The 22058-nt window shown below is 72.5% G+C and carries 18 protein-coding genes and 1 pseudogene; 10 read left to right on the forward strand and 9 right to left on the reverse strand.

Annotated elements, in window-relative coordinates; genetic code table 11:
• Nucleotides 1-8: 8 nt before the first annotated feature.
• Together AB0873_RS05660 and AB0873_RS05665 are read left to right on the forward strand one after the other, a co-directional pair.
• A complete protein-coding gene (locus AB0873_RS05660) occupies nt 9-923 on the forward strand; it encodes an NUDIX domain-containing protein (protein WP_366598782.1) in 915 nt (304 codons plus the stop codon).
• A gap of 442 nt (nt 924-1365) precedes the next feature.
• Entirely contained in the window at nt 1366-2268 is a 903-nt protein-coding gene (locus AB0873_RS05665; RefSeq protein WP_366598783.1) for a CDP-alcohol phosphatidyltransferase family protein, read from the forward strand.
• A 67-nt stretch (nt 2269-2335) separates the two neighbouring features.
• Here AB0873_RS05665 and AB0873_RS05670 read toward each other — a convergent pair whose 3' ends face one another.
• The 3 genes and pseudogenes from AB0873_RS05670 to AB0873_RS05680 form a co-directional block, all read right to left on the reverse strand.
• Complete coding sequence (locus tag AB0873_RS05670) at nt 2336-3589, reverse strand: phosphatidylserine decarboxylase (protein WP_366598597.1); 1254 nt, start codon at nt 3587-3589, stop codon at nt 2336-2338.
• A 504-nt stretch (nt 3590-4093) separates the two neighbouring features.
• Nucleotides 4094-4279, reverse strand: a pseudogene (locus AB0873_RS05675) (hypothetical protein); the annotation flags it as partial.
• A complete protein-coding gene (locus AB0873_RS05680; RefSeq protein WP_366598598.1) occupies nt 4276-5937 on the reverse strand; it encodes a PspC domain-containing protein in 1662 nt (553 codons plus the stop codon). The pseudogene AB0873_RS05675 and the gene AB0873_RS05680, both read right to left, overlap by 4 nt.
• 172 nt (nt 5938-6109) lie before the next feature.
• Between AB0873_RS05680 and AB0873_RS05685 the strand changes: the two genes are divergently transcribed.
• Both AB0873_RS05685 and AB0873_RS05690 read left to right on the forward strand, forming a co-directional pair.
• Complete coding sequence (locus AB0873_RS05685; protein ID WP_366598599.1) at nt 6110-7375, forward strand: PspC domain-containing protein; 1266 nt, start codon at nt 6110-6112, stop codon at nt 7373-7375.
• Nucleotides 7375-8061, forward strand: coding sequence for a response regulator transcription factor (locus AB0873_RS05690; protein ID WP_366598600.1), 687 nt, complete (start codon nt 7375-7377; stop codon nt 8059-8061). Before AB0873_RS05685 ends, AB0873_RS05690 begins: the two co-directional genes overlap by 1 nt.
• A gap of 31 nt (nt 8062-8092) precedes the next feature.
• Here the strand turns inward: AB0873_RS05690 and AB0873_RS05695 are convergent, their stop codons facing one another.
• Nucleotides 8093-8827 (reverse strand): PIG-L deacetylase family protein, encoded by a 735-nt coding sequence (locus AB0873_RS05695; protein WP_366598601.1) that lies wholly within the window; start codon nt 8825-8827, stop codon nt 8093-8095.
• A gap of 223 nt (nt 8828-9050) precedes the next feature.
• On the opposite strand from AB0873_RS05695, the gene AB0873_RS05700 reads away from it, so the two are divergent.
• The 5 genes from AB0873_RS05700 to AB0873_RS05720 all read left to right on the forward strand — a co-directional run bounded on the left by AB0873_RS05700 (nt 9051) and on the right by AB0873_RS05720 (nt 14868).
• Nucleotides 9051-10688, forward strand: a complete 1638-nt coding sequence (locus AB0873_RS05700; protein WP_366598602.1) for an ABC transporter substrate-binding protein — start codon at nt 9051-9053, stop codon at nt 10686-10688.
• 100 nt (nt 10689-10788) lie between these two features.
• Nucleotides 10789-11799: an ABC transporter permease gene (locus AB0873_RS05705; protein ID WP_155330319.1), complete on the forward strand. Its 1011-nt coding sequence runs from the start codon at nt 10789-10791 to the stop codon at nt 11797-11799.
• 75 nt (nt 11800-11874) lie between these two features.
• A complete protein-coding gene (locus AB0873_RS05710; RefSeq protein ID WP_366598604.1) occupies nt 11875-12822 on the forward strand; it encodes an ABC transporter permease in 948 nt (315 codons plus the stop codon).
• Nucleotides 12823-12827: 5 nt separating this feature from the next.
• Nucleotides 12828-13865, forward strand: a complete 1038-nt coding sequence (locus AB0873_RS05715; protein ID WP_366598605.1) for an ABC transporter ATP-binding protein — start codon at nt 12828-12830, stop codon at nt 13863-13865.
• Entirely contained in the window at nt 13858-14868 is a 1011-nt protein-coding gene (locus tag AB0873_RS05720) for an ABC transporter ATP-binding protein (RefSeq protein WP_155330322.1), read from the forward strand. The genes AB0873_RS05715 and AB0873_RS05720 overlap by 8 nt, the downstream gene beginning before the upstream one ends.
• A gap of 245 nt (nt 14869-15113) precedes the next feature.
• Here the strand turns inward: AB0873_RS05720 and AB0873_RS05725 are convergent, their stop codons facing one another.
• A complete protein-coding gene (locus AB0873_RS05725) occupies nt 15114-15452 on the reverse strand; it encodes a chorismate mutase (RefSeq protein WP_366598606.1) in 339 nt (112 codons plus the stop codon).
• A gap of 314 nt (nt 15453-15766) precedes the next feature.
• On the opposite strand from AB0873_RS05725, the gene pcrA reads away from it, so the two are divergent.
• Complete coding sequence (pcrA, locus tag AB0873_RS05730; RefSeq protein WP_366598607.1) at nt 15767-18160, forward strand: DNA helicase PcrA; 2394 nt, start codon at nt 15767-15769, stop codon at nt 18158-18160.
• A 228-nt stretch (nt 18161-18388) separates the two neighbouring features.
• Here the strand turns inward: pcrA and AB0873_RS05735 are convergent, their stop codons facing one another.
• From AB0873_RS05735 to AB0873_RS05750, 4 genes are read right to left on the reverse strand one after another with little or no spacing between them, the layout of a single operon-like run.
• On the reverse strand, nt 18389-19591 hold the full coding sequence (locus AB0873_RS05735) for an ABC transporter permease (RefSeq protein ID WP_366598608.1): 1203 nt from the start codon (nt 19589-19591) through the stop codon (nt 18389-18391).
• Complete coding sequence (locus AB0873_RS05740; RefSeq protein WP_366598784.1) at nt 19588-20295, reverse strand: ABC transporter ATP-binding protein; 708 nt, start codon at nt 20293-20295, stop codon at nt 19588-19590. Before AB0873_RS05740 ends, AB0873_RS05735 begins: the two co-directional genes overlap by 4 nt.
• A 2-nt stretch (nt 20296-20297) precedes the next feature.
• Complete coding sequence (locus AB0873_RS05745) at nt 20298-21356, reverse strand: peptidoglycan-binding protein (protein ID WP_366598609.1); 1059 nt, start codon at nt 21354-21356, stop codon at nt 20298-20300.
• On the reverse strand, nt 21353-21934 hold the full coding sequence (locus AB0873_RS05750) for a hypothetical protein (protein ID WP_366598610.1): 582 nt from the start codon (nt 21932-21934) through the stop codon (nt 21353-21355). The genes AB0873_RS05745 and AB0873_RS05750 overlap by 4 nt, the downstream gene beginning before the upstream one ends.
• Between the last annotated feature and the right edge of the window lie 124 nt (nt 21935-22058).

Consider the following 22058-nt stretch of genomic DNA (forward strand, 5'->3'; position numbering starts at 1 on the left):
ACGGGTTCGTGGAGCAGCGGCGACGGGTGGCGGCGTACGGGGTTCTGCGGGACGCCGACGGGCGGGTGCTGCTCGCGCGGGGGCCGGCCGCGTGCCCGTACCCGGGCGTCTGGCAGTTGCCCGGCGGCGGGCTGGCGCACGCCGAGCACCCCGCCGACGCGGTCGTGCGGCAGTTCGCCGAGGAGAGCGGGCTCGCCGTGGCGGTGGCCGGGATGCGGGCGGCCGTCGCGGACGTGGCCACCTTCGCCGACGCCGGGATCGTGCTGCACACCGACCGGTTGGTGTTCGACGTGACGGCGCGGGGTGGCACGCTCCGGCCGGAGCCGACCGGGGGCGGCGACGAGGTGGGCTGGTTCACGCCCGCCGAGGCGGCGACCGTGCCGCTGATGCCCTTCACCGCCGAGCTGCTCGGGCTGGCCGTCACGCCCCTGCCACCGGGGCTCCCCACGGCCCTGCCGGCCGACCAGGCCGGCCCGCTTCCGGCGGGCCGGCGGCAGCGCTTCGGGGCGTACGGGCTGGTCACCGATCCGCGGGGCCGGGTGCTGTTGACGCGGATCGCGGACGGCTACCCGGGCGCCGGCCGCTGGCACCTGCCCGGCGGCGGCACCGACCACGGCGAGGCGCCGGAGCCCGCGCTGCTGCGTGAACTGGTCGAGGAGGCCGGCCAGCTCGGGCGGGTGGTCGAGCTGATCGGCGTGGACAACCTGCACAACCCGGCCGCGCTCGGGCCGGAGGGGTACCCGCTGGACTGGCACGGCGTCCGGGTGGTCTACCGGGTGGCGGTGGACGAGCCGACCGAGCCGCGGGTCACCGAGCTGGCCGGGGGGTCGACCGAGTGCGCGGCGTGGTTCAACGTCGGTCAGCTCGCCGGCCTGCCGCTGACCGACATCGCCAGCCGCGCGATCACGGAGCGTGTTGGCTGAACCGTCCGCCGTCCGGGGCCGTACGTGAGGACACGGCGCCTGAGCACGGCGACCGGCAAAGCATTAAACAGCTATATATCGGTCATCAGGGATGCCGGCACTCGCTCGCCGCGACGACCTCGCCCAGGTCCGGTACATTCGAGTGAGGGAGTTGGCGGTGAAACGGGCGATGCGGCCCGGGATGGGAATATGAGAGCGGTTCGCGCGGTTTAAGGGAGATATAAGTACCGCCGGCAGCTATCGCCAATCCCCGTTCCCCTATGCGATGGTGTACTCCGCAAAACGGCTGCCGGGCCAGAGAGGTCCGGCACGAGACAGCCGGACACCCGCCGCCGAGGCGGTGAGCCGATCCGGTGATGGAGGAAACGTGCCGAGAGCCCCATGGCGCCGGCGTCGTACGACTGACAGTCCGCGCCCCGCAGGGCGCCGTTGGGCGGGCCGGCTGCGCCGCAGCAGCACGTTCGCCCGCCAGGTGCTGCTGGTCCGGGTGGGTCGCCGGGACGGCGACCTCCGTGCCGGCACCGACGTGGCACTGGTCGAGCGCCGGTACGCGGACACCCGGTACGGCCGGTACGACGCCGAGATCGAGGCGGTCGTCCCGGTCAGCCCCGCCCTCGCTCCCGCGTCGCCGGTAGACGACCCGACGGCGATGTCGATCCCGCTGCTCCCCGGCGAGCGGACCGTCGCCCGCCGGATGAAGTTCGCGGTGGTCAACGCGTGCACCCTGGCCAGCCTCATGCTGGGCATGCTGGCGATCTTCCTCGCCATGCAGGGTGAGGTGCGGGTCGCGGCCCTCTGCCTGATCGCCTGCGTCGCCTTCGACGGTCTCGACGGCGCCCTGGCCCGCAAGCTCGGTGTGGCCAGCCCGTTCGGCGCCCAGATGGACTCGCTGGCCGACATGTGCTCGTTCGGGCTCGCCGCTCCGGTGGTGGTCTACGCCTCGCTGGCCGGCTCCGTGCCGCCGGCCGCCGCCGCGGTGGCCTGCGCCCTCGTCGCCGCCTGCGCCGCCATCCGGCTCGCCCGGTTCAACGTCTCGCCGAAGGACGGCCGCTTCTTCTGCGGCGTGCCGACCACCATGGCTGCCGCGGTGCTCGCCCTGACGGTCGCCATCGGGCTGCCGGTGTCGGGGCTGGTGCTGGTCAGCGGGGTGACGCTGCTCGCCTTCGCCATGGTCTCCAGCTTCCCGTACGCGAAGCTCGCCCGCCTGGTGAAGCTGCCGCCGTGGCTGTGGCTGGCCCCGGTCCTCGGCGCGCTGGTCGACATCCGGCTCACCTTCGCCCTCGTCGTCGTGGGCTACCTGCTCAGCGGCCCGGTGCTCTGGCTGCGCCAGCGTCGCACCGTCTGACGATCAAGCAGCAGCAAAGGGGCGCCGCGGGTATCCGCGGCGCCCCTTTCAGCTTGGATGGCGGAAGTCAGCGCCAGCGGGCGATGACGGTCGACCCGCCGACCACCTTGTCACCCGGGCCGACCAGCGGCTCCGCCGCCTCGGCGGGCAGGTAGACGTCGGTGCGTGAGCCGAACCGGATCAGCCCGAAACGCTCGCCCTTCGCCAGCAGCGCGCCGATCGGCGCCCGCTGCACGATCCGCCGGGCGATCAGCCCGGTGCGCTGCGCCACCACCACCGTGCCGTGCGCGGTGTCCAGCACCGTGTACGCGGCGACGTTGTGCTCGGCCTCCGGCTTCATCGCGTTGACGAAGCCGCCGTCGGCCACGAAGTAGTCGACCACCTTGCCCGCCACCGGGGAGCGGTTGACGTGCACGTCGAGCACCGACAGGAAGACCGCGATCCGCAGCCACTCGCCGTCGCCGAAACGCTCGTCGTGCAGCCGCTGCACGGAGAGCACCTGCCCGTCGGCGGCGGCGACCACGGCCGACGGGTCCTCCGGCACGTCCCGCTCCGGGTCGCGGAAGAAGGCGGCCACGGGCGCCGCGGCCAGGGCGGGCAGCAGCCACAGCTTCGACCTGGGCCGGGTCAGCCGGGCCAGCCCCGCCAGGCCGAGCGCGATGCCCGCGGCGGCCACGCCGTTGGAGTCGATGTGCATGGTGCGGGTCAGCGGCACGCTGGACGGCCGGTACGCCGGAGCCAGCCCCGCGGCCGCGGCGGCGTCGACCGGGGTGAACCGGAGCCGGTGCACCCGCAGCGGCGGGTTGTTGCGCAGCACCAGGTCGCTGCCGACGCCGTACAGCGCGCCCTGGCGGTCCAGCTCGTCGGCGGCGCCGGCGCTGCGACCCGGGGCGACCGGCGCGGCGACGCTGAGCACCGCCCCGTCGGCCAGGTACTTGCCCAGCCCTTCGATGGCGGCGCGGGTCTCCTCGGCGGTGCCGGTGAACGGCTCACCGACGATGGCGACCGCCGCTACCTCGGCCTCGGCCAACGTCTCGACGACGCGGACCCGCTCGGCGACCCAGCGGCCCTGCGTGGAGACGTGCTCACGCAGCAGCGCGGCGCTCGTCGCGGCGGCCGGCACCACGGTGAGCGTGTCACCGGGCAGCAGCGCCTCGATCGCCGCGGCGAGCACCGGGGACTCCGGGCTGGCGCCGACCAGGAGGGCGGCCTTCGGGTCGTTGATCCGGGCGAACTCGGCGACGAGGGTACGGGCGGCACGCTCGCCGATGCGGACCGGACCGGACCGGCCGGAGAGGCGCACGGCGGGGGACTGGGTCATGTCGGGCGGGCTCCTGACGGGTCGGGACGACGGTTGAGGCGGAATACCGGCACGGCCGGCGCCGGCATCGGCCGTGGCCGGCCCGGCGCGGGCGTGCGGCGACCGGCCGGGACGGTCTCCACCGGCCAGCATATGCGCCGCCGTGCGGGCATCGCACCGCCGCGGTCAGCGGCCGTCCCCACCGGCCGGTGGGGACGGCGGCCAGTCCCCGGGAACGTCCGCCGGCCGGTCCTCGACGGCCTCGTCCCGGCGGTCGGTGACCGCCTCCGTCGGCCACTCGTCGGCGTCCTCCCGGCCGGCGTTCCCGCCGGCCGGGGCGCCCGACAGGGGCGCCGACACGTCCCGGTCCGGCTGGCCGGGCACCGGCCACCCGTCCGCGTCCGTCCTGGCGGTCTCCCCGGCCGCCACCTCGGGCACCGGGTGCGTCGAGGTCGGGGCGACCGTCCCGGCGGGTCCGGTGGTCCCGTCGGTCGTGGAGATCCCGTCGGTCCCGGCCGGGCGGGTGGAGCGTGCGGCGCGCAGCGCGCCCACCAGTCCGAGCACGCCGACCAGCAGCAGCGCGCCGGCCAGGAACCAGCCGACCGGCGGCAGGACGAACCCGAGCAGCCGGGCGACCAGCCACCACGTGGCGAGGCCGACGAAGAGGAGCCCGAACGCCAGGGACACGAGGTCGGTGCGATGCGCCCTCACCGGGTCACCTCCAGCTTGCCGGCGTTGACGTGGATGTAGAGGCGTAGTTTCCCGCCGCCGGGGCCGTTCGCACCCAGGTCGGTGGTCTCGCGCAGCGGCCCGTCGACCCCGCCGGCGCGCTCGTCGAGCGTCCCCGAACGGCGGCCGAAGACGACCGCGTCACCGGCGTTCACGTCGGCCAGGACGGTCACGTCGACGTCCGGTGGAACCACAACGGTGGCCTCGCCGAAGTTGACCGCGACGGTGATCTCGGTGTCCTTCCCGTCGAAGTCCACGGCGCGGAGGTCGAGCACCGAGTCGCCGAAGCTGTTCTCGTACCGGGTCGCCAGCTCCGCGTGGCTGGCCGGGGCCCAGGTCACCGCGCCGTCCACCCCCCGGATGTGGTCGTACGACTCGGCGACGGTCGCCACCGTCAGCGCGGCGGCGGTCACCAGCCCCAGTGCGATCAGCCACCGGGCCCGGCCGAACCAGGTGCCGACGAGCAGGCCGAGGCCGATGGTGGCCAGGGCCGCCGCGAAGTACGCCGAGGCGCCGACCGGGAAGACGTCCAGCAGGTCGAGGACGGTCACCACGCCGAGGGCGAGGAAGATCAGCGAGAAGGTCACCGCACCGAGCGCGGACCGCTCCCGTGGCCGCTTCGGCGGGCGGGGCGCCGGCGCCGGCGGTGCCACCGGACGTCCCGCGTACGGGCCGTGCGGCGCGAACGGTGGGCGGTAGCCGCCAGGGGGCGGGATCGGCGGCCCGGACGGTGCCGGGGGCCAGGTCGGCGCAGCCGGCGTACCGCTGACCGGAGACGCCCACGCCGAGGGCGCCGGGCCGGCCGGCGTCCCACCCCACGCCGGCGGCGCGGGCGGCGGCGTCACGCCTGCGGGCGCCGCCGCCGGCAGTTCGGCCGTCGGTTCGGCCGTCCCGGGCGTGGTCACCGGCAGCGGCGACGTGGTGACCGGCAGCGGCATGGTCGGCGCGGCCGGCTCCGTCGCTCCGGCGGGTGGCACGGCGCCCGCCGCGAGGGTCGGGTCCCCCGGGGCGGCCGGATGACCGACCGGGGCCGGGTAGGCCACCGGCGGCACCGGGCCGGGTGGCGCGGGGGCGGCACCCGGCGGGGCGCCGCCGACCGGCGGGCCACCGGGGCGCTCGCGGTTGAGCAGCAGCGCCCCGCAGACCAGGATGGCCGCGCCCAGCAGCACGGCCCGGAACGCGTCGGTGACGATGAAGGCGAAGCTGACCGCCACCAGGATGCTGAGGACGATCACGGTGACCGGGGACATGCTGGACCGCCCACGGCCCAGCATCGACTCGACCGGCGAGGCGCTGTCGCCCTCGCCCGGGATGATCAGCCAGGCGGAGACGTACACCAGGATGCCGATGCCGCCGAAGAAGCCGAGCACCGCCAGCAGCACCCGCCAGAGCACCGGGTCGGTGTTCGTCGCCCGGCCGATGGCCGCGCACACGCCCGCCAGGTACCGGCCGTCGTGCGGTCGGACCAGCCCGTACCGCGAGGTGAAGCTGGTGCCGCCGCCCGCCGGCGGGGCGGCGGCCGGGGTGGGCGGCGCGCCGGTCGGGTCCTGCGGCGGAGGTGGCGGCCCGCCGGCCGGCGGGGACGCCGCGGGCGGCGGCGGCACCCCGGGCGTCGGGGACTGAGCGGCTTCCTCGGTCATGCCCTCGATCCTGCTCCCCGGGTCGCGTCGGCGACCTCAGGAGGAGACCCTGACACCACCCTGAGATCCGGGCGGCCCGGATGTCCGGGGCGTCCCCGTGGTCGGGCGGCGGCGTGCCGTGTGACGATCGAACCGGCGCCGGCAGCGGACGGTCGCCCACACCGTACCCGTCGTGACCAGGGAGCCCCCGATCAGCACCGTGACCCAGCCCCCTCGCCTCTACCGCGCCCCCGAGCACCGGATGGCCGCCGGGGTGGCCGCGGGCATCGCCGAGCACCTCGGCATCTCGGTGCTCCGCGTCCGGGTCGCCTTCATGGTGCTGCTCGGGCTGAGCGGTCTCGGTCTGCTCCTCTACGCCGCCTTCTGGGCGGTGGTGCCGCTGCGACCGGGCGACACCGCCGTACCTCCGCGCCGCGACGTCGCGCAGCTGCTGCCGTTCGTGGCGATCGGGCTCGTGGTGCTGCTGCTCCAGATGGTGCTCTTCGACTCGGTGGGCGCAGCCGGCACCGCCGGGTGGCTGGTGGCGATCATCGCGGTCGGCGCCGGGGTGATCTGGCACCAGTCCGCCCCCGAGCGGCGGCGGCAGTGGGGCGAGGCGATGCCGGTGCCCTGGTTGAGCGCGGTGGTCGAGGAGAGCGACCGGCGGGCGTTCGTGCTGCGGTTCATCGGCGGCGGCGTGCTCGTCGCGGTGGGCATCATCGGCGTCGCGGCCGTCTACTCGCCGGCCCAGAACTTCGACGCGGTGCTCAACGGCGTGATCTTCGCGCTGGTCGGGCTCGCCGGCGTCGGGGTGGTCGCCGCGCCGGTGCTCTGGCGGACGTGGAACCAGCTGCGCTCGGAGCGCGAGGGACGGATCCGCGAGCAGGAGCGGGCCGAGCTGGCCGCGATGGTGCACGACCAGGTGCTGCACACCCTCGCGCTGATCCAGCGCAACGCCGGTGACGTGAAGACCGTGCAGCGGCTCGCCCGGGGTCAGGAGCGCTCGCTGCGCAACTGGCTCTACAAGCCGACCGGCTCCCCGACGGAGCGTTTCGCGGCGGCCCTGGAGCAGGCGGCGGCCGAGGTGGAGGACACCTTCGCGATCACCGTGGAGACGGTGGTCGTCGGTGACCGGGAGACCGACGAACGGGTGGGCGCGCTGGTGGCCGCCGCGCGGGAGGCCCTGGTCAACGCCGCCCGGCACGCCGGCGTGCAGACCGTCTCGCTGTACGCCGAGGTCGAGCCGGAGCAGGTCAGTGTCTTCGTCCGGGACCGTGGGAAGGGCTTCGACCCGGATACGGTGGAGGACCACCGGCACGGTGTCCGGGGCTCGATCATCGGGCGGATGAGGCGGCACGGCGGCCGGGCGGAGATCCGGTCCGAGCCGGGGGAGGGGACCGAGGTCCGGTTGATCCTGCCGATCTCCCGGGACTCGTCCACGGCGGAAAGGGACAGGTGATGGCGGAGCAGACGACGGGCCCGGTCGAGGAGACGGGGACCGCCCCGGAGCGGCTGCGGGTCTTCCTCGTCGACGACCACGCGATGTTCCGGGCCGGGGTGCGCGCCGAGCTGGGTGTGCACGTCGAGGTGGTGGGTGAGGCGAGCACGGTGGCCGAGGCGGTCAGCCGGATCGCCGCCACGGAGCCCGACGTGGTGCTGCTCGACGTGCACATGCCCGACGGTGGCGGCCGCGCGGTGCTCGAGGCCATGCGGCGTACGCACCCGCAGGTGCGGTTCCTGGCGCTGAGCGTGTCGGACGCCGCCGAGGACGTGATCGGGCTGATCCGGGCCGGCGCGCGGGGCTACGTCACCAAGACCATCTCACCGGACGAGCTGGCGGCGGCGATCCGCCGGGTCGCCGACGGGGACGCGGTGTTCAGCCCCCGGCTGGCCGGGTTCGTGCTGGACGCGTTCGCGGCCCGGCCCGACGCGCCGGTCTCCGATCCCGAGCTGGACCAGCTCACCAACCGCGAGCGGGAGGTGCTGCGGCTGCTCGCCCGGGGGTACGCGTACAAGGAGATCGCCAAGGAGCTGTACATCTCGATCAAGACGGTCGAGACGCACGTGTCGAACGTGCTGCGCAAGCTCCAGATGTCCAACCGTTACGAGCTGTCCCGCTGGGCGGCCGACCGCCGCCTCGTCTGACCGTGCCGGCTGCGCCGGACGGGGTCGCCGCTCACTCCGTCCGCAGGACGGTGAACGCCTCGGCGAGGCGGCCGGGCGGCAGGCCGGCGTCGGCCGCGATGGCGGTGAGCTGGTCGCGTACCCAGGTGTCCACGTCGAGGTGAGCGGTCTGCGACCGGTGGGCGCGCATCGCGGCGACCTTGCGGTGGTAACTGTCCGTGACGTCGACGGCATGGTCGGGTGCCGGGCCGCCCGCGTACCAGACCTCCCGTACGACCCACGGCTCCAGGCCGGCGGCGAGCAGGTCGGGGTACGCGAACGGGTTGCGCGCGTCCGGGTAGACGGCGCAGGTGGCCGCCTCGCCGACGGCCTGGTGGTCGGGGTGTCCCGGCCCGGCGATGTGCTCCCACCGGCGCAGCGGCGAGCTGGTCAGCACCCGGTCCGGGCGGAACCGGCGGATGGCCGCGGTGAGGTCCCGGCGGAGCTGTGGCGTCGGCGCGAGCGTGCCGTCGGCGTACCCGGTCAGGACGTCGACCTGCCGGACGCCGACGGCGGCGGCCGCCGCCCGCTGCTCCTCCGCGCGTTGCCGGACCAGCTCCGGCCGGGGTGTCTCGTCGTATCCCCCAGCATCACCCTCAGTAACCAGAACGTAGGCGACCTCGATCCCGCTGCCCGTCCAGGTGGCCACGGTGCCCGCACAGCCGAAATCCACATCGTCCGGATGGGCGAAGATGGCGAGGGCCCGGCGCACGTCGGCCAGGGGCGTGGCGGAAGGCGGAAAGGTCATCGTGGATCGACCCTACCCGTGGCGAACCGGCCCGGCGGGAACGTTCCCGCAGCTCTTACCACGCCTGACCGGGGAGGGTGAAGCCGCCTCCGGACGAATGTACGCACCGTCCCGGCCGGGTATCGGGTTGATAACACGCCTTCCCGCCACCGTGCATCGGGTGTCACAGTGGCAGGCACCTCACAACCCCCTCGTGAGCCGAGCGCCCTGAGGAGGCACTCCCATGCGCGGGAAATTCCTGAAGGTGGCGGTCGCGGCGACCGCCACCGCCATGTTGGCCACCGCCTGCAGCAGCGGCGGCGACGACCCGGACGACGCTGCCGGCCAGGCGGGCGGCGAGCTCCGGGTCTACAACGCGGAGCCGGCGTTCCTGCTGCCGTCCGCCGGTGACGACGAGCCGTCGCTCTACGTGATCCGTCAGATCTACCGTCAGCTGGTCAAGTACAACGCCGAGTCCGGCGCGCCGGAGAACGACCTGGCCGAGTCGATCACCTCGGACGACCAGAAGCTCTGGACGATCAAGGTCAAGAGCGGCTACACCTTCGACAACGGTGAGCCGGTCAACGCCGACGCGTTCATCCGGGCGTGGAACTACGCCGCCTACGGCCCCAACGGCCAGAACAACGGCTACTTCATGAAGCGGATCGCCGGCTTCAAGGACGTCCAGTCCGAGGACCCGGACGGCGAGGGCCCGAAGAAGGCCCCGGAGCCGAAGGCCAAGGAGCTCTCCGGCCTGAAGAAGGTCGACGACCTGACCTTCACCGTCGAGCTGGCCGAGGCGTTCTCCGGCTTCCCGACCACGATCGGCTACCCGGGCTACTCCCCGATGGCCAAGGCGTGCATCGACGCGGCCGACAAGTGCAACGAGACCCCGATCGGCAACGGCCCCTACAAGATCGAGGGCAGCTGGCAGCACAACGTCGGCATCAACCTGGTCCGCAGCGAGTCCTGGAAGGGCGAGCCGGGCAAGCCCGACAAGATCACCTTCCGGATCTTCGCGGACGTCGACGCCGGCTACGCCGCCTTCCAGGCCGGCGAGCTGGACGTGATGTACACCCTGCCGCCGGCGCGCTACAAGGAGGCGAAGTCCACCTACGGCGACCGCCTCTTCGAGCTCGCGGGTGACAGCCTCACCTACGTGGGCATGCCGATCTACCTGCCGGAGTTCAAGGACAAGAAGATCCGCCAGGCGCTCTCGCTGGCGATCGACCGGCAGTCCATCATCGACGCCGTCTTCGACGGTCGGCAGGCCCCGGCCACCGGCTACATCGCGCCGTCCTTCCAGGGCGCCCGCGAGAACGTCTGCCAGTACTGCAAGAAGGACGTCGAGAAGGCCAAGCAGCTGCTGCAGGAGGCGGGCGGCTGGCCGGCCGGCAAGAAGCTGCAGCTCTGGGCGAACGCCGGTGCCGGCCACGAGCAGTGGCTGCAGGCGGTCGGCGACCAGATCAAGGCCGCGCTGGGCATCGACTACGAGCTGAAGATCAACCTGCAGTTCGCCCAGTACCTCGAGACCGCGGACGCCAAGAAGTTCACCGGTCCGTTCCGTCTCGGCTGGGGCCCGGACTACCCGTTCCTGGAGACCTTCCTCTCGCCGCTGTACAGCACCGGCGCGGACAGCAACAACTCCACCTACGCCAACCCGGAGTTCGACAGCCTGCTCCAGCAGGGTGACAGCGCCAAGTCCATCGAGGAGGCGATCCCCTTCTACCAGAAGGCGGAGGACCTGATCCTCGAGGACCTGCCGGTCATCCCGATGTGGTGGCGCAAGGAGGCCGCGATCTACAGCGAGAACGTCGACAACTTCGTCTGGAACAAGGTCTCGGACGCCGACTACGCTGCGACCTCGCTGAAGCAGAACTGAGCTTCAGACTCCTGATCCAGCCGTAACAGGACGTGGCGGCAACGGTCACCCCACCAGGGCGATCGTTGCCGCCACGTCAGCGCCGAGAGGAGACCCCGACATGGGGCGCTACGTCATTCGACGGTTGCTCCAGTTCATCCCCACCGTGCTGGGCACCATGTTCCTGCTGCACTACATCACCTCGCTGGCGATCCAGTTCAGCGGGAACCCGGTCCGGGCCATCTTCGGCGACCGGACGCCGCCGCCGGCCCTGCTGCAGGCGATCACCGAGCGGCTCGGCTACGGTGACCCCTGCCTCGACCAGAAGGGCAACCCGTGCCTCGGGCTGTTCGTCGATCGGGTCACCGGCGTCTTCCTCGAGTTCGACTTCGGCATCAACCTCCGCCAGCGTGAGGTCACCGATCTCGTGGCGGACGCTCTCCCGTACACCTTGAAGCTGCTGGTGATCGCGATCGTCTTCCAGTCGGTCGTCGGTATCGCCGCCGGCGTGTGGGCGGGCCTGCGGGGCGGTAGCTTCGCCGACAACCTGGTCAAGATCAGCACCGTGTTCGTGATCTCGGTCCCGATCTTCGTGCTCGGCGTCGTGGTGCGGGAGTTCGTCGGGGTCAAGTTCGGCAACGTCCTGCGGGACCAGGCCTGGATCCCCGAGGTCATCTCGAACGGCATCTTCAGCCCGGGCTTCAAGCCCGACTATCCACTGGCCAGCCTGGTCATCCCGGGCATGGTGCTGGGCGCCGTCTCGCTCGCCACCACCGCGCGACTCACCCGGACCAGCATCATGGAGAACATCCGGGCCGACTACGTGCGGACCGCGCGGGCCAAGGGTCTGGCGAACAAGCGGGTCATCGGTGTCCACACGCTGCGCAACTCGCTGATCCCGGTCATCACCTTCATCGGCGTCGACATCGGCTCCGCCATGGCCGGTGCGGTGGTCACCGAGACCATCTTCAACGTGCCCGGCATCGGCCGCCTGGTGACGTTCTCGGCGCGCACCGGCGAGTCGTCCGTGGTCATCGGCGTGGTGACGATGCTGGTGCTGGTCGTCCTGGTCGCCAACCTGCTGGTCGACATCCTGTACGCCGTCCTCGACCCGAGGATCCGCTATGAGTGACCGGACCAGGGCGAGCAACCGGTGGCGGGAGACCCCCGCCGCCCGCGGCAGGGCAGAACGAAACGAGGTGTGGACATGAGCGACCTGACCAGTGCCGGCACCGCCGTCGGCGGCGCGCCGGTGGGCGGTGACGGGCCGGCGGCGGCGGGGGACCCCGCGACCACCGGTGGCAAGGAGCGCAGCGCGAGCCTGTGGGCGGACGCCCGCCGGCAACTGGTCCGCGACCCGGTCTTCATGATCGCGTTCCTCTACATCCTCGTGGTCGGCTCGATGGCGGCCTTCCCACGGCTGTGGACGAGCCAGGACCCGCGCGACTGCAGCACCGACCGCTCCCGGGTCGCGCCGAGCTGGGATCACCCCTTCGGCACCGACATCCTCGGCTGCGACTACTACTCGCACGCCATCTACGGCGCCCGCCCCTCCATGATCATCGCGATCATGGCAACCGGCGCCATGATCCTGATCGGTGGTGCCCTCGGCCTGCTCGCCGGCTACTACGGCGGTTGGGTCGACGCGGTCATCTCCCGCGTGATGGACATCTTCCTCTCGCTGCCGTTCCTGCTCGGGGCGATCGTGTTCCTCACGGTCATCAAGCGGCAGAACCCGGTGACCATCGCCCTGGTGCTGTTCCTGCTCACCTGGCCGGTCATCTCGCGGATCATCCGCGGTAGCGTCATCTCGTCGAAGGACCTGGACTACGTGCACGCCGCGAAGGCGGTGGGCGCCACCAACGGTCGGCTGATGTTCCGGCACATCCTGCCCAACGCGATCGCGCCGATGCTGGTGTACGCGACCATCGTGCTCGGCTCGTTCGTCGCCGCGGAGGCCACGCTGACCTTCCTCGGTGTCGGGCTCCAGCCGCCCGCCCAGTCGTGGGGCATCATGATCTCGACCCACCAGGTCTACTTCCTGGAGGACCCGTGGCTGCTGCTCTTCCCCTGCGGGCTGCTGGTCGGCACGGTGCTGTCCTTCATCCTCATGGGTGACGCCCTGCGTGACGCCCTCGACCCGAAGTTCCGGTGAGTCCCATGAGCACTGATGTGAACGTCAAGCTAGACGCCCTGCCCGGCCTGGACCCGAACGCCATGCCGCTCCAGGTCAAGGACCTGCACGTGGAGTTCCGCACCCGGAACGGCATCGCGCGCGCGGTCAACGGCGTGAGCTTCGACCTGCGGCCGGGTGAGACCCGAGCGATCCTCGGCGAGTCCGGCTGCGGCAAGAGCGTCACCGCCCAGGCGATCATGGGCATCCTGGACAGCCCGCCCGGTTTCATCACCGGCGGCCAGATCCTCTACCGGGGCGTGGACCTGCTGAAGCTGCCGGAGGCGCAGCGCCGCAAGGTCCGGGCGAACCGGATCGCGATGATCTTCCAGGACGCCCTGTCGGCGCTGAACCCGGTCTTCACCGTCGGCTTCCAGCTCAGTGAGCTGTTCCGCAAGCACCGCGGCATGTCCCGCAAGGACAGCAGGGCGCGCGCGGTCGAGCTGCTCGACCTGGTCAAGATTCCGGCGGCGAAGCAGCGGGTGAACGACTACCCGCACCAGTTCTCCGGCGGTATGCGCCAGCGCGTCATGATCGCCATGGCGCTCGCGCTCGACCCGGAGGTGCTGATCGCCGACGAGCCGACCACCGCCCTGGACGTCACCGTGCAGGCGCAGATCATGACTCTGCTCGCCGAGCTTCAGCGCGAGCGGAACATGAGCCTGGTGCTGATCACGCACGACATGGGCGTGGTCGCCGACGTTGCGGACCGGATCTCGGTCATGTACGCCGGTCGGGTCATCGAGGAAGCGCCGGTGGAGGACATCTACGCGAGCCCGGCCCACCCGTACACCAAGGGCCTGCTCGAGTCGATTCCGCGACTGGACCTCAAGGGCCAGGAGCTCGCCGCCATCAAGGGGCTGCCGCCGGCGCTGACGAACATCCCGAAGGGCTGCTCGTTCAACCCGCGGTGCCGGTACGCGCAGGACGTCTGCCGCCAGGAACCGTCGCCGCCGCTCTACCAGGTGTCGCCGGTCCGGACGGCCGCCTGCCACTTCTGGAAGGAGGTCAAGGCCGGTGTCTGACATCGTGCTGGAGACCCGCGACCTGGTGAAGCACTTCCCGCTGACCCAGGGGATCCTCTTCAAGAAGCAGGTCGGCGCGGTCCGCGCGGTCGACGGGATCAACCTGCAGCTGCGCCGTGGCGAGACGCTCGGCGTCGTCGGCGAGTCCGGCTGCGGAAAGTCGACCCTGGCGCGGATGCTGGTGGGTCTGGAGACCCCGACCTCGGGCGACCTCTTCGTCCAGGGCAAGAACATGTCGAAGGTGAGCGGCGCCGAGCGGCGTCGCGGCCGGCGGAACATCCAGCTCGTCATGCAGGACCCGTACACGTCGCTCAACCCGCGGATGACCGTCGGCGACATCGTCGGTGAGCCCTTCGAGGTGCACCCCGACGTGCTGCCCCGGGCGAAGCGGCGGGCGCGGGTCCAGGAGCTGCTGGAGCTGGTCGGCCTCAACCCCGACCACATCAACCGGTACCCGCACCAGTTCTCCGGCGGCCAGCGCCAGCGCATCGGCATCGCCCGGGCGCTCGCGCTCAACCCGGAGATCATCCTCTGCGACGAGCCGGTCTCCGCCCTGGACGTGTCGATCCAGGCGCAGGTGATCAACCTGCTGGAGAAGCTCCAGAACGAGCTGGGTCTCTCGTACATCTTCATCGCCCACGACCTGTCCGTGGTCCGGCACATCGCCGACCGGGTCGCGGTGATGTACCTCGGCAAGGTCGTCGAGATCGGCACCGAGGACCAGATCTACGAGAACCCCACCCACCCGTACACCCAGGCGCTGCTCTCGGCCGTGCCGGTGCCGGACCCGAAGCTGCGCGGCCTGCGGGACCAGATCGTCCTCACCGGTGACGTCCCGTCGCCGGCCAACCCGCCGTCGGGCTGCCGGTTCCGGACCCGGTGCTGGAAGGCCCAGGACATCTGCGCCCAGCAGGAACCGGTCCTGGAGGTGCGGGAGAAGTCGGCGCACCCGAGCGCCTGCCACTTCGCCGAGGTACGCGACGTGGTGCACGCGGTCGAGTAGTAGCCCTCCAGACGCCGTCGCCCGACCACCCTGACGGGGCCGGCGGTGAAGGTAGTGCCTCCTCAGTGACCCGGGGCGCCGGCCGCACCACGGCCGGCGCCCCGGTCCTCGTCTCCCGCCCGTCGCCGGCCCGCGGCGAGCGGACGCCCACCGGGCACGGCTGCGGGGCCGCAGACCCGAGGCGTGGTGCGAAGGGTCGCGGCGGGGCGGCGCGCGGCCGGCCCCAACGCGGGCCGCGGCCGGCCTCAGAGCGGGCCGCGGCCGGCCCGGAGCAGCAGCATCGCGAACTGGGTGCCGTCCGCGCCGAGCGCCGACCGGAACCGCTCCAGGATCTCCTGCTCCCGGGAGAGCACCAGGCGGGTGCCGCCGGAGGCCATCCGGGTCGCCCCGACCTGCTGGGAGAGCCGGGCCCGTTCCTGCCACAGCTCGACCAGCGCCTGGTCGATCTCGTCGATGCGCTGGCGGATCTCCGCGATCCGGGCCGCCGCCAGCGGCTCCTGGGCGCCGGTGCGGGGATCGACGGAGCCGCCGGCCCCGCCCGCTTCGGCCCGGCTCCCGTTCTGCTCCGCCACGTCTGTCATCATCGCCGTACCCTTCGGATGTCGGGCCCGGTGCCCGGATCCCGGGACGGAAAAGCCCCGGGCTCGCGGAGCCCGGGGCTTTCGTAGGTCTGGTTGATCAGGCGCGACCTACGGCTGCCGGACTCCCGGAGCCGTAGTAAAAGTAGAAGCGCTGACCGAACACGCCGTCGAGTATGCCGTGAGGGCTGCGACGGGCGCAAGGAAAGCCGTTAACAAGGGGCCCTTCCACTACCGGAGACGTTAAGAAGGGGCCCTTCCTTACACCCGGGGCGTGCGTGGCGGGTTTCGTCGGGGCGGCGGCATAGACTCGCCGTGCGATGCATCCTCTCTTCGACATCCCCGTGTCCCCGCCCGCGCCCGAGCCTGCTCCGCCGCGCCGGACCGCCGCCGCGCGCCTCGACCCGCAGCAGCTCCTCGACGGGCTGAACGGCCCCCAACGGGACGCGGTCGCCCACGCCGGGTCGCCGCTGCTCATCGTGGCCGGCGCCGGATCGGGCAAGACCCGGGTGCTGACCCACCGGATCGCGTACCTGCTGGCGGCGCGGGACGTGCACCCCGGCCAGATCATCGCGATCACCTTCACCAACAAGGCCGCCGGCGAGATGAAGGACCGGGTGGCCGCGCTGGTCGGCCCGCGCGCCCGGCTGATGTGGGTGTCGACGTTCCACTCCGCCTGCGTCCGCATCCTGCGGGCCGAGCACGAGCACGCCTGCCTCAAGTCCACGTTCTCGATCTACGACGCGGACGACTCCCGCCGGCTGATGCAGCTCGTCGCCCGCGAGCTGGATCTCGACCCGAAGCGCTACCCGGCACGCGGCCTGGCGGCCCAGGTGTCCAACCTGAAGAACGAGCTGGTCGACCCGGAGGCGTTCGCCGCCCGGGCCAAGGGCCCCAACGAGCGGGCGCTCGCCGAGGCGTACACGCTCTACCAGCGGCGGCTGCGGGAGGCACACGCGCAGGACTTCGACGACCTGATCATGACGACGGTGCACCTGCTCCAGTCGCACCCGCACGTCGCGGAGACCTACCGGCGCCGGTTCCGGCACGTGCTCGTCGACGAGTACCAGGACACCAACCACGCCCAGTACGTGCTGATCAAGGAGCTGGTGTCCGGCACCGAGGGGCTGGAGCCGGCCGAGCTGTGCGTGGTGGGTGACGCCGACCAGTCGATCTACGCGTTCCGGGGCGCGACGATCCGCAACATCCTGGAGTTCGAGCGCGACTTCAGCGACGCCCGGACGATCCTGCTGGAGCAGAACTACCGCTCCACCCAGACCATCCTCAACGCGGCCAACGCCGTGATCGACCGCAACACCTCCCGCAAGCCGAAGCGGCTGTGGAGCGACGCCGGGTCCGGCGACCCGATCGTGGGCTACGTCGCCGACACCGAGCACGCCGAGGCGGACTGGGTGGCCCGGGAGATCGACCGGCTCGTCGACGACGGGGGCACCCGCCCGGGGGACGTGGCGGTGTTCTACCGCACCAACGCCCAGTCCCGCGTCTTCGAGGAGGTGTTCATCCGGGTCGGCCTGCCGTACAAGGTGGTCGGCGGGGTGCGCTTCTACGAGCGCAAGGAGGTCCGCGACGCCCTGGCGTACCTGCGCGCGGTGGTCAACGACGACGACACGGTCAGCCTCCGCCGGATCCTGAACACGCCGCGCCGAGGCATCGGGGAGCGGGCCGAGGCGTGCGTCGAGGCGCTCGCCGGCCGGGACCGGATCTCCTTCGGCGCGGCCCTGCGCCGGGCCAAGGACGCGCCGGGCATCTCCACCCGGGCGGCCAACGGCATCGCCGAGTTCGTCGCGCTGCTCGACGGCGCCCGGGAGCTGGCCGAGACGGGCACCCCCGAGGAGGTGCTCGAGGCGCTGCTGACCCGCTCGGGTTACCTGACCGAGCTGGAGGAGAGCCTCGACCCGCAGGACGCCGGCCGGGTCGACAACCTGCAGGAGCTGGTCAGCGTCGCCCGGGAGTACACGGAGCGGGTCGAGGCGCTCGGCGCCGAGGGGGAGCGGGCCACGCTCGCCGGCTTCCTGGAGCAGGTCGCGCTGGTCGCCGACGCCGACCAGGTCCCCAGCGACGACCCGGAGCACCAGGGCGTGGTCACCCTCATGACGCTGCACACCGCCAAGGGCCTGGAGTTCCCGGTGGTGTTCCTGACCGGCCTGGAGGACGGCGTCTTCCCCCACCTGCGCGCCCTCGGGGACACGCGGGAACTGGAGGAGGAGCGGCGCCTCGCGTACGTGGGCATCACCCGGGCCCGCCAGCGCCTCTACCTGTCCCGGGCGGTGACCCGCTCGGCGTGGGGGCAGCCCGCCTACAACCCGCCGTCCCGGTTCCTGGAGGAGCTTCCCACGGAGCTGGTGCGTTGGGAGCGCACCGAGGGGTCGTACACGTCGTGGGCCGGCGGTGGCGGAGGCGTGGGTGGCCGCGCGGACCGCGCCGACCGCGGCCGTGGCGGCTTCACCGGGGGTACCCCGAAGGCGGCGCAGCTCGCGAAGCGTCTCGGCGTGGACGGCAGCCGGCTGGCGACGGCGAGCGAGCTTCCGCAGGCGCCCAAGGTGGCGGTCGGGGACCGGGTCAACCACCAGCGGTACGGGCTGGGCCGGGTGCTCGCCGTGGAGGGGCACGGCCCGGGGGCGCGGGCCCAGATCGACTTCGGCGACCAGACGATGTGGCTGGTCCTTCGGCACGCCCCGATCGACAGGCTCTGAGCCGCGGCCAGGGACTGCCTGAGCAGGTGCGGTGCAGGCCGCGGACTCGGCCCGGCTGAGCGCCGGGCGCTCCTGCTGGTACGGCTGCTGAAGCCGGGCACCGGCGAGTCCATGTTCGAGTCGTCGGGGAACCCGACCGGTCCGGCAGTTCCGACCAGTACTCGGGCGGTTCCGCACCGGCCGCCGGCCGGCGGCGACCCCCGATCGGGACGCCGCCGGCCGGTCGGCTCAGACGCCCGCCAGCGCTTGCGTCGGCGTGAGCCGGGCGGCCCGCACAGCGGGGTAGAGCCCCGCGACCGCGCCGATCAGCAGCGTCGCGGCGAACCCGCCCGCCGTCGCCCAGAGCGGCACCACGGCCGGCCAGTCCTGCGTGGCCGCGTACCCGCCGGTCACCACGACGCCGATCAGGATGCCGCCGAGTCCGCCGAGCGCGGACAGCAGCAGCGACTCCACCAGGAACTGCAGCAGGATCTGGCCGCGGGTGGCTCCGAGCGCCCGGCGCAGGCCGATCTCCGAGCGGCGTTCGAGCACCGAGATGACCATCGTGTTCGTGACGCCGATCCCGCCGACCAGCAGCGCCACCGCGCCGAGGCCCAGCAGCAGGCCGCTGAACGTGTTCTCGGTGATCATTCTGGCGGCCAGCGCGTCGGACGGCCGCGAGACCAGGACCTCGTGGGGCGCCCCCGGTTTCACGGTGCGCGGCAGGGCCTTGCGTACCTCGGCCACCGCGTCCTCCGCCGTACGCGTGTAGACGGTCGTCGCGTTCCCGTCGAAGCCGAGGTAGTTCTCCGCGGCCGACCAGCCGACGAACACGGCGCGGTCCAGGTCCTCGGCCAGCGGCACCGGCCGCAGCACGCCCACCACGGTGAAGCGGTGCTTGCCGAGCACGATCTGCGGCCGTGCCGCGGCGTCGTCGATGCCGAGCCGCTGCGCCGCGGTCCAGCCCAGCACGGCGGTGGGGAAGTCGGCGGTGGGCTGGCTCAGCCAGTGCCCGCTGACCGGGTCGAGCCCGACCGTTGCCGGCAGGTCGAGGTGGCCCGCGTACACGGTGAGGCTGCCGGTCTGCACGGGGTTGACGTGCTCGTTGCGGTACGCGTGCACGTTGGGCAGCCGTCCGACCGCCGACACCGCCTCCACCGACGCGATTCTTGCGATCATGGGGATCGCCTCTTTCGGTAGTTGCGTCGGCTTGTCGGCCGACGATCTGCCCGGCTCGACAGTCAGCAGGTTGGTTCCCAGGTCGTCCAGCTGCCGGTTCAGTTCGGCCTGGCTGGAGCTGGAGATACCGACCACGGCGATCATCGCGGCGATGCCGATCGCGATGCCGAGCGCGGACAGGAACACCCGCAGCCGGCGTGATCGCAGCCCGACCGCGCCGAGCCGCAGCACGTCGGCTGGCGACAGCCGCCCGGGGCGGGGCGGGGCGGTCACCGGGCCGCCCCGACCCGCGCGGCGAACGGCACCACACCGGGTTCGCGCTCGTCGCGCACGATGAGCCCGTCGGAGACCTCGACCCGCCGCGGCAGCCGTGCCGCCAGCTCCCGGTCGTGGGTGATGACCACGACGCTGGTGCCGGTCGCGTTCAGCTGCGCCAGCAGGCCCAGCACGGTCTCGCCGGAGGCGGAGTCGAGGTTGCCGGTGGGCTCGTCGGCCAGCAGCAGCGGCGGGTCACCGACCAGCGCCCGGGCGATCGCCACCCGCTGCCGCTCACCGCCGGACAGCTCGTGCGGACGGTGGTGCAGCCGGTGGCCCAGGCCGACCCGTTCCAACGCGGCGTCGGCCCGCCGCAGCCGCTCCTGGGCGGCCACGCTCGAGTAGAGCAGGCCGTCGGCCACCGCCGTGCGCACCGCGACGCCCGGGGTCAGGTGGAACTGCTGGAAGACGAAGCCGATCGTGGCGGCCCGCAGCCCGGACAGCTGCCGGTCGGAGAGGGCCGCCACGTCGTGCCCGCCGATGCGGACCCGGCCGCTGGTGGGGCGGTCCAGGGTGCCGATCAGGTTGAGCAGGCTGGACTTGCCCGATCCGGAACGCCCGACGACGGCGACCGCCTCGCCGTACGCGATGTCGAGGCTGACGCCGCGTACGGCCCGTACCCCGCCGGGGTAGGTCTTGGTGACGTCCGTCAGCTCGACCACGTTCACTGCGCGACTCCCACGGTGACGCCCTCGACGATGCCGTCGCCGCTGATCTCGACCTTGCCGCTGGCGAACAGCCCGGTCTGCACGGGCACGACCCGGCTGGTCGCGCCGTCCCGCAGTTCCACGCCGTAGCCGCGCTCGCCGACGGCGAGCAGCGCCTGGATCGGCACGACGAGCACGTCGGCGCGCTCGGCGGTGACGAAGCGAACCGTCACCGGCCCGGGCTGCGGCTTGGCGGTGGCTTTCAGGGCCAGCTGCACGGTGACCGTGGGCTCCCCCTGATCCGGCGCCGGATCCGCGGGCGTACCGCCGGGGGACGCGGGTGGCACCACGCCGAGCACGGTCGCCGTCACCGGTGCGCCGTCGGGCAGCGTGACGGTGGCCTTGGCGCCCTTCTTGGCCAGGTCGGGCTCGGTGGCTGGCACCTTCGCGGTGACGATGAGGGTGGTCGGGTTGGCGGTGAGGATGTCACCGGCGGCCGGCGCCCCGAGCCGGGCCGTCTGGGTGGCGATCCGCAGCGGGCCGGGTGCGACGATCACGTCCGTCGGCGCCACAGTGCCCGTGTCGGGCAGCCCCAGGTCTTTCTGCCATCGCTTGACGGCGGCCGCGGTCGACGCGGAGTAGGAGGTGTCCGCTTCGAAGCCGGTGTACTTCAACGCGATCAGGTTCTCCTCGAGCTGGGCGACGTCCGGGCCCTCGACTCCGTCGGCGAGGACCCGGTAGAACGGCAGCTCGCCGTAGAGCAGCACGATCGGGTTGTTGTCGGCACGCAGCAGCGGCTGTCCGCGCCGCACCGTGCTGCCGGCCGCCGCGAGCCAGGTCAGGGTGCCGGCCGCCTTGGAGGTGATCGCCGACGGCTGGCCGTAGCCGATCTCGCCCTCGACGACCGTGGCCGCCGTGATCGTGGACCGCGTCACCTTGACGGTGTCGACGGCGGGAGCGCCGACGGGGCTGTCCTTCCCGCCCCCGGCGAGGACCCCGGCGGACATCGCCGCCGCCGCGGCGACCACCGCGGCGGCGACGACACCGAAGAGCACCCGGCGAGATCGGCCGCTCATCCGACGCCCGTCAGGTCGCTGGTGTCGGGCAGACAAATCTTCGCCGCCGCCTTGGCCGCCGGCTTCTCCATCATGGCTCGGTGCTTCTCCTTGAGGCCTCGCAAGGCGGTCTCGTCGGCCGGGGCCGGGTTGGGATCAGGATCCGGGAAGTCCGGCACGCCGTTGTCGCGCATGCACTGCGCGTTCGCGCGGGCCTCGCGCAGCTGCTCCTCGCTCGGCTTGCTGAGCGTGTCCTTCACCGGGCGGTCCAGCGCGGGCCACTTCTCGAAGCACTGGACCAGTTCGGGAGTCACCGAGTCCGGCATGCCCGAGAATTCCTCCCCCACCTTGTCGTGGCCGAGGTAGCGGACTCCCGTAGCGCCCTGCTCGTGCAGGCACGTCACAAGGTTCTGCATCTGCTTGTCGTAGGCGTTCCACTCGCCGGCGGTGCCGGAGTTCGCCGCGCCGCCGGTGGTCTCCGACTGGTCCGGCCCGCACGCCGTCAACACCGCCACCAGCAACGGCGCACACGCCGCCAGTGCCGCGTACCGGATGCCACGCGGTGAACGCTGGCCCACCCGTCTGCCGTCGATCGGCATCTACTTCTCCTCTGGACCAAGGCTTGCGCATCGCGTACGACGCTCCGTCTCGACGGGAACGTCGCCGCCATGCCTGTGCTGGACGCCGGCGGGGTTCACCGGCCGTCTCGGTACACAGGTCACC

This window comes from Micromonospora sp. NPDC047707 (genome assembly GCF_040704235.1).
In the GTDB taxonomy this organism is placed as follows: domain Bacteria; phylum Actinomycetota; class Actinomycetes; order Mycobacteriales; family Micromonosporaceae; genus Micromonospora.